General features: G+C 69.3%; 10 protein-coding genes. 6 read left to right on the forward strand and 4 right to left on the reverse strand.

What is annotated here, in order from left to right; all coding sequences use genetic code 11:
* The 5 genes from LTI14_RS06910 to LTI14_RS06930 all read left to right on the forward strand — a co-directional run bounded on the left by LTI14_RS06910 (nt 1) and on the right by LTI14_RS06930 (nt 6,859).
* Entirely contained in the window at nt 1-2,289 is a 2,289-nt protein-coding gene (locus LTI14_RS06910) for a helicase-associated domain-containing protein (protein ID WP_241476116.1), read from the forward strand.
* Entirely contained in the window at nt 2,282-3,940 is a 1,659-nt protein-coding gene (locus tag LTI14_RS06915) for a DNA repair helicase XPB (protein ID WP_241470636.1), read from the forward strand. The genes LTI14_RS06910 and LTI14_RS06915 overlap by 8 nt, the downstream gene beginning before the upstream one ends.
* A 72-nt stretch (nt 3,941-4,012) precedes the next feature.
* Nucleotides 4,013-4,741, forward strand: coding sequence for a response regulator transcription factor (locus LTI14_RS06920; protein ID WP_241465513.1), 729 nt, complete (start codon nt 4,013-4,015; stop codon nt 4,739-4,741).
* A gap of 61 nt (nt 4,742-4,802) precedes the next feature.
* Nucleotides 4,803-6,365: a sensor histidine kinase gene (locus tag LTI14_RS06925; RefSeq protein ID WP_241470637.1), complete on the forward strand. Its 1,563-nt coding sequence runs from the start codon at nt 4,803-4,805 to the stop codon at nt 6,363-6,365.
* 203 nt (nt 6,366-6,568) lie between these two features.
* Nucleotides 6,569-6,859: a WXG100 family type VII secretion target gene (locus LTI14_RS06930; protein WP_241465515.1), complete on the forward strand. Its 291-nt coding sequence runs from the start codon at nt 6,569-6,571 to the stop codon at nt 6,857-6,859.
* 129 nt (nt 6,860-6,988) lie between these two features.
* Here LTI14_RS06930 and groL read toward each other — a convergent pair whose 3' ends face one another.
* Nucleotides 6,989-8,626: a chaperonin GroEL gene (gene groL, locus LTI14_RS06935; protein WP_241465516.1), complete on the reverse strand. Its 1,638-nt coding sequence runs from the start codon at nt 8,624-8,626 to the stop codon at nt 6,989-6,991.
* Between the two features lie 349 nt (nt 8,627-8,975).
* On the opposite strand from groL, the gene LTI14_RS06940 reads away from it, so the two are divergent.
* Nucleotides 8,976-10,175, forward strand: a complete 1,200-nt coding sequence (locus LTI14_RS06940; protein ID WP_241476137.1) for a lipid II:glycine glycyltransferase FemX — start codon at nt 8,976-8,978, stop codon at nt 10,173-10,175.
* Nucleotides 10,176-10,194: 19 nt separating this feature from the next.
* On the opposite strand, the gene pcaC is transcribed toward LTI14_RS06940, so the two are convergent.
* The 3 genes from pcaC to LTI14_RS06955 are packed head-to-tail and all read right to left on the reverse strand — an operon-like array spanning nt 10,195 to nt 12,842.
* Nucleotides 10,195-10,581 carry a 4-carboxymuconolactone decarboxylase gene (gene pcaC, locus LTI14_RS06945; protein WP_241465518.1) on the reverse strand — a complete coding sequence of 129 codons (387 nt, stop codon included), beginning with the start codon at nt 10,579-10,581 and terminating at the stop codon, nt 10,195-10,197.
* Nucleotides 10,574-11,425: an alpha/beta fold hydrolase gene (locus LTI14_RS06950; protein WP_241476117.1), complete on the reverse strand. Its 852-nt coding sequence runs from the start codon at nt 11,423-11,425 to the stop codon at nt 10,574-10,576. The genes pcaC and LTI14_RS06950 overlap by 8 nt, the downstream gene beginning before the upstream one ends.
* Nucleotides 11,418-12,842, reverse strand: coding sequence for a lyase family protein (locus LTI14_RS06955; RefSeq protein ID WP_241476118.1), 1,425 nt, complete (start codon nt 12,840-12,842; stop codon nt 11,418-11,420). The genes LTI14_RS06950 and LTI14_RS06955 overlap by 8 nt, the downstream gene beginning before the upstream one ends.
* Nucleotides 12,843-12,861 lie beyond the last annotated feature (19 nt).

The following is a 12,861-nucleotide window of genomic DNA, read 5'->3' on the forward strand; positions in this document are numbered from 1 at the left end:
GTGTCCCTGCTCAGCCTGGAAGCTCTGCTTGAGCGCCTCGAGACGTGGGACGAGAGCCGACTGGCCGCACTGCTGCGACTTCGGCCCGACCTGCTGCAGCCCAGCCCCCATGATCTGACCACGCTGGCGGTGCGGGCCGGATCCGAGGCCAGTCTCCGGCAGCATCTGCAGCGCCTGGATGCCCCGACTCTGCGCGCGGCCGCTGAGCTCTCCCGCGCTGCGGCGCAGTCGGTCCCGGCCGGTCGCGTGGACCCATTCACCCTGGACGCCCTGCAGGCGGCGGGACTGTTCTTCGAGGCCCCCGCTGAAGCGGGCGGCGCAGCGGGGCCCGCGCAGACCTTGGCGACGCCCGCACGGCTCCCGCACATCTTCGATTCGCTCACCGCACATCTGCCGCAGCTCGTCGAGACCCTCTCGAGTCAGCGCGCTTCAGTGCCGAGCCCGGCCGGCGCGAAGGCCGCGGTGACCGAGAACGCCTCGCTCTCCGCCATCTCCGAGCTGCTCGACGACGTCGCGGAGCTGCTCGCGCTGCTGTCCGACTCCCCCGCCGTGACGCTGCGCACCGGCGGTGTCGGCATGCGCGAACTGCGCCGGATCGCCGCAGCGTCAGCGCGGTGGGGACCCTCCGTCCCGGCGGGCTCGGCGCGTGGCCGCGCCGCCGCGGCAGCGCTCGGGGCCACGGCGGGCTCCGATGCCAGTGTCGGGGAGATCGGATGGCTTCTGGAGCTCACGGCCGCCTCCGGGCTGATCGAGCTCGCCGACGGCCAGGCGTGGTCCCCGAGCCGGCTGGCTCAGCAATGGAGCGCCGCAGCACGCCATCACCAGCACCAGCTGCTGGTCTCCGGATGGCTTCTGGCACCGCGCGCGCCGATGCTGCTGCGCGGACCCCACCCGACGAGCCGGATCGCCCCGACGCTGGGCCTGGACCGCCAGCGCGGGGATGCCGAAAGACTTCGTCGCGCACTGCTGGGCACCGCGGAGACGCTCAGCGCAGACCCCGCAGGGCAGGGCGGACAGCTCTATGCACTGAATCTTCCCGAGAACGATCTTCCAGGCCTCGATGCCCTCACCGGTGCGCTGCCGCGCCGACTCGCATGGGACCGGCCGCTGCTGAGCGCGCGCGTGGCGCACCTGCTGCCCTGGCTGGTCCGCGAAGCCGAACGACTCGGCCTCTTCGCCGTGGGTGCGCTGAGCACCACAGGGGCCGCGCTGCTCGACGGGTCGGCGCTGCCCGACGGGGTCCGCGAGGATGTCTCGCCGAGTCCCGGTGCGAGCTGGCGACCGGGGCTGAGCCGCCTCGCCGAGCAGCTGGCCTCCTCCATGCCCGCCCAGGTGGACACCATCTTGGTCCAGTCGGACCTCACCGCGATCGCCACCGGCGCGCTCTCCGCCCCGAGCACAGCCGCGCTGGCAGATTTCGGCCAGCGCGAAGGCCACGGGGCCGTGCCGACCTATCGGTTCAGCCCCGACTCGCTGCACCGCGGACTCACTCGGGGATGGACCGGGCCCGAGATTCTCGCCTGGCTCGAGGCGCACAGCCTCACCGACGTGCCGGCGTCGCTGCGGACCCAGGTCGAGGATGCCGCACGCACCTGGCGCGGTGTGCAGATCGGAGAGGCGGGCGCCTGGCTGCGGGTCACCGACTCCCAGCAGCGTGACGCCCTGCTCGATGATCCGGTGCTCCGTGGACTCGGGCTGCGCGTGCTGGCCGAGGACATCCTGGTCTGCCGCGCCCCCGCGGCCGCGCTTGAACAGGCCTTGGCGGAGGCAGGCGTCGACACCGCGCGGCACACCGAGGCCGAACCAGACCAGAACCGCAGCGCGCAGACCGGGACCTCCGCCGAGCACACAGCCTCCTGGGCACTGGAGACCTCACCCTGGGAGCAGTCTCCGGTGCGGATCACCAGCGCGGAGCCCAGCGCCCTGGACGAGACCCTGCTGGGGGCCACCGCGGCCGCGCTGCGGCAGGCCGGGCGTGCGGCGCCGGCGTCGTCCTCGGACTCTGCGGCGACCCAGGATGTCATCGGCACGCTGCGCTCGGCCCTGGCGGCCCGGCGCGAGGTGACGCTGACCCGGGTGTCCCCGCAGGGCAGCACCCACCGGCTCACCGGGGTGCCCACCGGGATGAACGCCGGGCGGGTCAGGATCCGGGTGCGAGACGATGAAGGCGAGGCCACGGTGATGCTGCACCGCATCGCGGCCGTCGAGGAGACCGCCGCGGATCCCGCAGCGGGCCTGACGAGCGGCACCGCTGCACAGGAACGCGACATGGAGGAGAACAATGGCTGATGGACCGCTGATCGTGCAGTCGGACAAGACCGTGCTGCTGGAAGTGGATCACCCGCAGGCCGATGCCGCGCGCCGGGCCGTCGCCGCCTTCGCCGATCTCGAGCGCGCACCGGAGCACATCCACACCTACCGGATCACTCCGCTGGGCCTCTGGAACGCCCGCGCCGCCGGCTTCGACGCCGAGTACGTGGTCGACACCCTGCTCAACCACTCCCGATTCCCGGTGCCGCACGCGCTCTTGGTCGATATCGCTGAGACGATGAGCCGCTATGGGCGGCTGCGCCTGGAGAAGGACCCGGTCCACGGGCTGGTGCTGCGCAGTCAGGAGCCCGGGATCCTGAGCGAGGTGTTGCACGCCAAGACGCTGACCTCCCTGCTCGGACCCGAGATCGATGAGAACACCGTGGCAGTGCATGGACAGGCCCGCGGTGAGCTGAAGCAGCAGCTGCTGCGCCTGGGCTGGCCCGCCGAGGATCTGGCCGGATTCGTCGACGGTACCGCCCACCCGATCGCGCTGCGCCAGGACGGCTGGACGCTGCGCGGATACCAGCAGGAGGCGGTGGACAACTTCTGGCAGGCCGGCTCCGGAGTCGTCGTGCTGCCCTGTGGGGCCGGCAAGACGCTGGTCGGTGCCGCGGCGATGGCCACCTCCGGCACGATCACGCTGATCCTGGTGAACTCCACCGTCTCGGCCCGGCAGTGGAAGGCGGAGCTGCTCAAGCGCACCTCGCTGACCGAGGAGGAGATCGGCGAGTACTCCGGGGCCAAGAAGGAGGTCCGCCCGGTGACCATCGCGACCTACCAGGTGCTCGCGGCCCGCAAGAACGAGCTGTTCACCCACCTGGAGCTGCTCAACGGCCACGACTGGGGACTGATCATCTATGACGAGGTCCACCTGCTGCCGGCCCCGATCTTCCGGATGACCGCGGACCTGCAGGCCCGGCGCAGGCTCGGGCTGACCGCCACTCTGGTCCGTGAGGACGGCCGGGAGCGCGAGGTCTTCTCGCTGATCGGGCCCAAACGCTATGACACTCCCTGGAAGCAGATGGAGGCCCAGGGCTGGATCGCCCCGGCGACCTGCATCGAGGTGCGCACCGACATGCCGCGCAGCCTGCGCATGGAATACGCCTCCGCCGCGGACAAGGAGCGGCACCGGCTCGCCGCCGGGGCCGAGGTCAAGGATGCCGTGGTGGCCCGACTGGTGGCACGCCACCGCCACCGCGGTGAACAGGTGCTGGTGATCGGCCAGTTCGTCGAGCAGCTCCAGCGCCTCGGCGAGCAGCTCGGCGCGCCGGTGCTCACCGGATCGGCCTCCGTCGCGGCCCGGCAGAAGCAGTTCGACGCCTTCCGCGCCGGCGACCTGGAGGTGCTGGTGGTCTCCAAGATCGCGAACTTCTCCATCGACCTGCCCCAGGCCTCGGTGGCGATCCAGGTGTCCGGCACCTTCGGGTCCCGCCAGGAGGAGGCGCAGCGCCTCGGACGGCTGCTGCGCCCTGGCGAGGCCGCCGAAGGAGAGGACCCCAAGCGGGCCCACTTCTATTCGGTGGTCACCCGCGACACCGTGGACATGGAGTACGCGGCCCGACGTCAGCGGTTCCTCTCCGAGCAGGGCTACGGCTATTCGATCCTCGATGCCGAAGACATCGTCTGAACCCACCAGAACACCACCCGACGAACAGGCAATGTCCAGCAAGCACCCAGAAATGGGGGTCAAGCTGGAGGGGTGACTGAAAAGACTCCTGAAGCGAAGCTGCTCGTCGTCGATGACGAGCCCAATATCCGAGAGCTGCTGGCCACCTCGCTGCGGTTCGCCGGATTCGAGGTCGCCGCGGCCGGCAACGGTCGCGAGGCGCTGGAGACCGCCGAAGAGTTCCAGCCCGATCTTGCAGTCCTCGACGTGATGCTGCCCGATATGGACGGCTTCACCGTCACTCGTCGGCTGCGCGCCGCCGGCAAGCATTTCCCGGTGCTCTTCCTCACCGCACGCGATGACACCGATGACAAGATCACCGGCCTCACCGTGGGCGGCGACGACTACGTCACCAAACCCTTCTCCCTGGACGAGGTCGTCGCCCGGATCCGCGCCGTGCTGCGCCGCACCGCGCCGTTCGAAGATGAGGACGCCGTGATCGTCGTGGACAACCTCGAGCTCGACGACGACGCCCATGAGGTTCGCCGCGGAGGCGAGATGGTGGAGCTCTCCCCCACCGAGTTCAAGCTGCTGCGCTACCTGATGATGAACCCCAACCGGGTGCTCTCCAAGCAGCAGATCCTTGATCACGTGTGGGAGTACAACTTCAACGGCGATGCCTCCATCGTGGAGTCCTACATCTCCTACCTGCGCCGGAAGATCGACTCCGGCTCCGAAGGCGCTCCGATGATCCAGACCAAGCGCGGCGTCGGCTATGTGCTCCAGACCTGGGAGCGCCGTCAGCGCTCGCAGGGCCTGTAACAGACCGGCTGAACCTGTACGGGTTCTCGCCCCGATTCGCTGCGGCACGTAAGGTCTGCGTATGCGCCCGTTCAGCTCCGTGACTCAGACCTGGCGCAAGGCTTCACTGCGGACCCAGCTGGTGCTGATCATGTCCGGGCTGCTGGTCCTGACCCTGTTCGTGACCACCTTCGTCTCGGCCTCGCTGTTCCGCCAGGAGCTGCTGCGCAACCTGGACGAGGACATCTACGCCAACGCGAACAACGTCTCGATGTTCCTCACCCGGCGCAGCCCCCCGGAGTTCGGCGACACCCAGTCCATCCTGCGCTTCTACGGGATCCTGATGGATGAAGACGGCGAGCTGCTGCAGGCCAACTCCACCCACCCGGCCGGCTACGGCGGAGACATCCCGCAGATTCCCAGCATGACCTTCGATGAGGTCTTCGAGCTCTGGCAGCAGGAGGAGCACCTCGACGTCCCAGGGACCCTGGAGGGCTCCCGCGGCTGGCGCGTGCACCTGATGCCCCTGGAGAACGGGGAGGACAGCCTGGCGGTCGCCCTGCCGCTGGAACAGGTGGAGACCTCCGTGGAGCGGGCCACCTTCCTGGTGGCCACCATCGGGCTCATGGCCACCCTCGGCGCCTCCACCATCGCCTACGCCCTGGTCACCCGGGCCTTCCGCTCGCTCTTCCACGTGGAGAAGACCGCAGCAGAGATCGCCGCCGGAGACTTCTCCAAACGCGTCGAGACCGCGGCTCCGGCAGAGACGGAGATCGGCCGACTCTCGCGCTCGCTCAACGTCATGCTGGAGCAGATCGAGACCGCCTTCCAGGCCAAGAGCACCTCGGAGGAGAACATGCGGCGGTTCATCCAGGACGCCTCCCATGAGCTGCGCACTCCGCTGGTGACCATCCGTGGGTTCTCCGAGCTCTACCGCCAGGGCGGGGTCAGTGACAGCCCCGAGGCCGTGGGCATGGCCATGGGGCGGATCGAGTCCGAGGCCAAACGAATGGGTCAGCTGGTCGAAGACATGCTGACGCTCGCCCGCCTGGACGAGCAGCGGCCGCTGCAGAAGGCGCCGCTGGACCTGAACCTGATCGCCCACGACTCCATCATGGACCTGGCCGTCAATGCCCCGGATCGAGAGACTCGGGTCATCGGGCTCGACGGCGGCTCCCCCGTACCGGCCCCCGCCGTGGGCGACGAGGGCAAGATCCGCCAGATCGTGATGAACCTGGTGACCAACGCGCTGCGCTACACGCCTGAGGGGACTCCGCTGGAGATCGCGGTGGGCACCCAGGAGCGCCCTGATTCTCAGATCGATGCCGTGCTGGAGGTCCGGGACCACGGTGACGGGATCGCCGAGGAGGACGCCGCGAAGATCTTCGAGCGGTTCTACCGGGCGGACAACTCCCGACAGCGCGAGACCGGCGGCACCGGTCTGGGGCTGGCCATCTGCGCCGCGATCGCCGCGCAGCACCAGGGCACCGTGCGCCACAGCCCCACGGAGGGCGGCGGTGCCACCATGACCCTGCGGCTGCCCATGGTGGCCCTCGATGACCAGAGCGACCATGAGACGGACATCGATGAGGAGGAGCTGGACCAGCTCCGTGCAACAGCCCGAGAGCGGCGCACTCCCGAATGAGCGTCGGCGCCTGAGCGACGCTCAGGACCGCAGTCTTCCCCAGTGAGACGACTCGACTCCGAAGGATCCCGGCCCTCCACAGCGCCTCGGGCGCAGCCCTGCGCCGATGACGGGCTGGCTACTCTTCTCAAGCACGGGCGGGGCAGCGGGCCCCGCCCGAACCCGATCCGCACCGGCCGCGCCGGTCACCCGAGGAGAGAACCATGGCGATGCTTCAGATCGACACCGCGGAGCTGCTGGCCAAGAGCCAGACCGTGGAGGCCACGCTGGGCCGCATCCAGACCGATGTCAGCTCGATGGAATCCCAGCTCCGTCAGCTGCAGGATTCCTGGAAGGGCTCCGCCTCCACGGCGTTCCAGGATGTGCTGACCCAGTGGCGCGCCACCCAGGCGCAGGTGGAGCAGTCGCTGGCCAGCGTCCGCCAGGCGATGGCCTCGGCCTCCAGCCAGTACGAGGAGACCGAATCGGCGAACACCCGGATGTTCGGCCACTGAGCTACTTTCAGCTGGGCACGGCCGCAGCCGGATGGCCCGGCCGGAGTCCGCACAACAGAGAGCCCCGCCGCAGACTTCGTCTGCGACGGGGCTCTCTGTTGTGCGGCGGGGGCGCCGGTGATCAGGTGATCACATCATGCCGCCCATGCCGCCCATCGGGTCCATGCCCTCGGCGCCGGCGCCGGCCGAGTGCTTCTCCGGCTTTTCGGCGACGACGGCCTCGGTGGTGAGGAACAGCGACGCGATGGAGGCGGCGTTCTGCAGTGCAGAGCGGGTCACCTTCACCGGATCGTTGACGCCTGCTTCGAGCAGGTTCTCGTAGACACCGGTGGCGGCGTTGAGGCCGTGACCATCGGGGAGTCCGCGGACCTTCTCGGCCACCACGCCGGCTTCCATGCCGGCGTTGATGGCGATCTGCTTCAGCGGGGCCTCCACGGCGAACTTCACGATGTTCGCGCCGGTGGCCTCGTCTCCGCTGAGCTGCAGGGTCGCGAAGGCGCGGGCGCCGGCCTGGATCAGGGCCACGCCGCCGCCGGCGACGATTCCCTCATCCACAGCGGCCTTGGCGTTGCGCACGGCATCTTCGATGCGGTGCTTGCGCTCCTTGAGCTCGACCTCGGTGGCGGCGCCGGCCTTGATGACTGCCACGCCTCCGGCGAGCTTGGCAAGACGCTCCTGGAGCTTCTCGCGATCGTAGTCCGAGTCGGAGTTCTCGATCTCGGCCTTGATCTGGGCCACGCGGCCCGAGATCTCGTCGGCTTCGCCGGCACCTTCGACGATGGTGGTCTCGTCCTTGGTGACGACGACCTTGCGAGCGGTGCCGAGCAGCTCCAGAGTGGTGTTCTCCAGCTTCAGGCCGACCTCTTCGGCGATGACCTGACCACCGGTGAGGATGGCGATGTCGGCCAGCATGGCCTTGCGACGGTCACCGAAGCCGGGGGCCTTGACGGCCACTGACTTGAAGGTGCCCTTGAGCTTGTTGACCACCAGTGCGGCCAGCGCCTCACCCTCGACGTCCTCTGCGATGACCAGCAGCGGCTTGCCGGACTGCATGACCTGCTCGAGGACGCCGATGATGTCCTTGACCGAGGAGATCTTGGAGTTGGCGATCAGGATGTAGGGGTCCTCCAGGACTGCTTCCTGGCGCTCGGCGTCGGTGACGAAGTAGCCGGAGAGGTAGCCCTTGTCGAAGCGCATGCCCTCGGTGAGCTCGAGCTCGAGACCGAAGGTGTTGGACTCCTCGACGGTGATGACGCCTTCCTTGCCGACCTTGTCCAGCGCCTGAGCGATCAGGGCGCCGATCTGGGTATCACCGGCGGAGATGGAGGCGGTGGCAGCGATCTGCTCCGTGGTCTCGATCTCCTTGGCGGACTTGAACAGCTCGGCGGTGACGGATTCCACGGCGAGGTCGATGCCGCGCTTGAGCGCCATCGGATCGGCGCCGGCTGCGACGTTGCGCAGGCCTTCCTTGACCAGGGCCTGGGCGAGGACGGTGGCGGTGGTGGTGCCGTCGCCAGCGACGTCGTCGGTCTTCTTGGCGACCTCCTTGACCAGCTCGGCGCCGATCTTCTCGTAGGGGTCGTCAAGGGTGATCTCTTTGGCGATGGAGACACCGTCGTTGGTGATCGTGGGTGCACCCCAGGACTTCTCCAGCACGACGTTGCGGCCGCGGGGACCCAAGGTGACCTTGACGGCATCGGCGAGGACGTTCAGTCCGCGCTCGAGGCCGCGGCGGGCCTCTTCATCGAATGCAATAGTCTTTGCCATAGTGGCGTGTCCTTCCTGGACTCGGCTTGTCTCAAGCCGTGGTGTGTGACTGTCAGACGTGTTCGCGTCTGCTGGGTCGAACCATTCCAGGTGCCCGCGACGGACGGCCGTCCCCGCGTCACCGGGAACATCTATATGGCCTCACCTGCTCAGGTTCCTCTAGCAGTCTCGACACGAGAGTGCTAAACCAATTTTTAGCACTCTCCCCTACCGAGTGCAAACCTCTGCGCCGATGGCAGATTGTGCCGCCGCTCTCGCGCAGGAGGGCCGGGCTGGGACGGCGGAGCGGAACTGCCCCTGAACCTGATCTCCCAGCCGCACAGGAACCAGACGGTACCCTTGAGGCGTGATGGAGCATAGAGATTCAGGCGTTGCCGCCGTGTACGAGGTCCGCCCGATCAGCGCAGAGGAGCACACCAGCTTCCTGGCCGACCAGAAGACCGCATCGTTCCTGCAGAACCCGCGCTGGCCCGCGGTGAAGAAGGAGTGGCGGGCCCAGAGCCTCGGAGTCTTCGACGCCAGCGCCGGAGCCGAATCCGCCCCGGTGGCCGCCACGCTGGTGCTCTTCCGTCGGCTCCCGATCCCCGCGGCGGTGCCGCTGCTCGGGAACAAGACGCTCGCCTATCTGGCCGAGGGCCCAGTGCTGGACCCGGCCGCTGATCTGGAGCAGCTGCTCCCGCCGCTGCTCGCCCATCTCAAGGCCTCCGGCGCATTCCTGATCCGCATGGGCCTGCCCTCGGTGCTGCGCCGGTGGGAGGCCAAGGAGGTCCGCCGCGCGCTGGCCGCCGGCGAGAACACCAGCATTGAAGAACTCGACCCGCTCGAGGTCGATCCGGCCGGCCCCGCCCAGGCCGCCCAGTGGCAGCAGCAGCTGCGCGCACTGGGCTTCAAGGCCCCCGCCCCGAGCACCGACTTCGAGGCCGGGCAGCCCCAGTTCCAGGCCCGCATTCCACTCACCGACGAGACCGGCGCCACCCTGCCCATCGATGGCGTGCTGGCCCGCATGGATCAGTCCTCCCGCCGGCAGACCAAGAAGTCCACCCGCTCCGAGCTGAGCGTCAGCGTCGGCGACGAGTCAGACCTCCCGGCCTGGCACGCGCTCTACGCGGAGACCGCCGACCGTGATGACTTCACCGGCCGGCCGCTCTCCTACTTCCAGGACATGTACCGCGAGCTCAATGCCTCGCCGCTGAGCGAGTGCACCCTCTATCTGGCGCATCTTGAGGATCAGCTCCTGGCCGCGGCGATCTACGTCCGGCAGGGAGAGTTCGCCTGGTACGTCTACGGCGCCTCCTCCTCCGAGGAGCGCAAGCGCTACGCCCCGCGCGCGCTGCAGCTGCGCCAGATCGAAGACTCGCTGGCCGCGGGCTGCCAGTGGTTCGACCTCGGCGGGCTCAGCCCCTCGCTGGACCCTGAGTACCCGCTGGCCGGGCTCACCCGGTTCAAGACGACCATGGGCGCCGATGTGGTCCAGACGCTCGGCGAATGGGACTACCCGGTCAATCCGCTGCTGGCCAAGGCGTTCAACCTGTACATGTCGCGCCGCTGAGCGGGACCGCTGCGGGCGATCAGGCGCCGCTGGTGCGTTCTTCCTCCAGGACTCGGCGCCCGATGCTGAACGCGGTGTTCGCCGCGGGCACCGAGCAGTAGATGGCGCACTGCAGGAACACCTCTTTGATCTGATCCTCGGTGAGCCCGTTGCGCAGCGCCGCGCGGATGTGCATCTCGAGCTCTTCCCAGTAGCCGCCGGCGATCAGCGCGGTGAGGGTGATCACCGATCGGGTGGGCCGGTCCAGTCCGGGGCGGGTCCAGATCGATCCCCAGGCGTAGTTGGTGATCAGTTCCTGGAAGTCCTCGGTGAAGCTGTCCTTGCGGGCCTCGGCGCGGTCCACGTGGGCGTCGGAGAGCACCTCCCGGCGCACCTTCATTCCCTCCTGGTAGCTGGAATCAGTCATCGAGGAACTCCTTGAGCAGTCGGGCGGTGGCTTCGGGTGCTTCGGCTGGGGCCTGGTGAGCGACGCCGTCGAGCACTGCGGTCCTCGTGTGCGGGGCCGCGGCGAGGTCCCGGACCGCCGAGGGTGGGCAGACCGGGTCCTGTTCCCCGCTGATCACCAGCAGCGGGCGGGCGACGCCGGAGAGCTCGGCGGTGAGGTCGTAGCGGCCAAGGGCGCGACAGGCCTGGGCATAGGAGTGTCGATCGGCGTGCTGCAGCGAGCTCAGCAGTCCGGTGACCACGGCCGGATGCCGGGCCATGAACCCCGGGGCGAACCAGCGCTGGGCCGAGCCTTCGACCATGGTGGGGGTTCCGGCCTGCGCGACGAGCTCGGCGCGTTCGCTCCACATCTGCGGGTCACCGATCTTCGCGGCCGTGCACAGGGCTGCCAGCCGGGTGAACCGCGTCTGCGGGCGCAGCGCCAGGGTCAGGCTGACGGTGCCGGCGATGGACACCCCGGCGGCGTAGACCGGAAGATCCGCAGGCATCCCGTGGGACCTGGCGAGCTCAGCGACCAGGTGCTCCACGGCGTCGGCGAGGTCGGTGATCTCGAAGGGCTCGGGATGGGGCTGCGCGTCGCCGTGGCCCGGCAGGTTCCAGCCGATGACGGTGAAGGCCTCCTGGAGATGCGGCACAGCACCCTCCCAGAGGACGGCGACGCTGGTCCCCAGGGAAGGCCCCAGCACCAGCACCGGGCGGGTCCCGGCGGCGAGATCCTGCACGGATCCGGAGAGCAGCTGCGGGGTGAGAGTCAGTGCGGTCCCTGACTCAGACGCCGTCGGCTCAGACACAGTTGGCTCAGGCATGGTCGGTGGGTCCTTCCGGCTGCGCGGCAGTCTGGTTGAAGTCCTGCTGGTTGAAGTCCTGCTGGTTGAACTCATCGACGGCGGCATCGATGAACTCTTGGGCCCGACCCAGGTACCGGTGCGGGTCGAGCAGCCGATCGAGATCCGCTGGAGCGATCGAATCACCGAGCTGCTCCTCCAGCAGGCCGCGCAGGCCGACGCGCTCGACGGCGCTGCGCCGCACCACATCCTGCAGCGCCTGCCTGCCCCCGGGGAAGGAGCTACCCAGGCGCGCCATGAGCCGCTCGCTCAGCACGGCGTCGCCGCTGAGTCGCAGATTCACCGCCATGGCCCCGGGGTCCACCACGAGGCCCTCGAACAGCTCGGCGGCGCGGGTGGCGGCACCGCCGCTGAGCCGGACCAGCTCGACCAGGCTCGGCCATTCGGCATGCCAGCCGCCCGCCGGGCGTTCATCCTCTGCCGTGGCCGCGGCCAGGTAGAGCGTGCTCAGCTGCCCCGGACCAGCCAGGGCCGCCGAGCGGATCAGGGTGGAGAGCACCGGGTTCTGCTTCTGCGGCATCGCCGAGGAGCCGCCGCGGCCAGGCACCGTGGGTTCGCGCAGCTCGGCGACCTCAGGACGCTGCAGGGTGAGCACATCTCCCGCGGCCTTTCCCAGCGTCGCGAGCAGGCCGGCGAGCGCTGCGGCGAGCTCAAGGATCATCTGACGCTGGGTGTGCCAAGGTCGCGGCATCGCACGCAGTCCCAGGCGGGCCGCAAGATCGGTGGTCAGCGCGGCGGCTCGCTGCGGCCCGAGTGAGTCACTGAGCGAGGCCTGGGTGCCCACGGCTCCGCCCCACTGCAGCGGCAGCTTCGCCGCGGCCAGCTCCAGCCGCTGGATCGCCTGGGTCAGCCCATCGAGCCAGCCGGCGCAGCGCAGCCCGAACGTGGTCGGCAGCGCGTGCTGGGTCAGCGAGCGGGCCACGCAGACGGAGTTCCGGTGTTCTTGGCTGAGCCTGCTCAGCGCTGTTCCTGCCCGGCGCGCGTCGCTCAAGAGAGCCGCAACGGACTCGCGGCACAGCAGCATCAGCGCCGTGTCGAGGATGTCCTGGCTGGTGGCTCCCCGGTGCAGCGCGGCATCGGATTCACCGGCCTCGACCAGGGCGCGGCGCACGGCGGCCAGCATCGGGATCACCGGGTTCCCGCCGCCGGGACTCTGCGACGCGATCTCCTCGACGCTGAGGCCGGCCCGCGCGGGGTCCTCGCTGATCGCCACGATGGCCGCGGCACTGGCGGCAGGGGCCTCGCCGGCATCGGCGAGCGCCTGGGCCCAGGACGCTTCGACGCGCAGCATCGCCCGCAGGATGGACTCCTCGGACATCAGCTGCGCCGTCGCGGTGCCTGCCCACACCGGGCTGAGGATTCCGTAGGGTCCGGTCATGGCTGGCGGCACGCTCCTG

Source organism: Nesterenkonia sp. YGD6, assembly GCF_022565895.1.
Lineage (GTDB): Bacteria > Actinomycetota > Actinomycetes > Actinomycetales > Micrococcaceae > Nesterenkonia.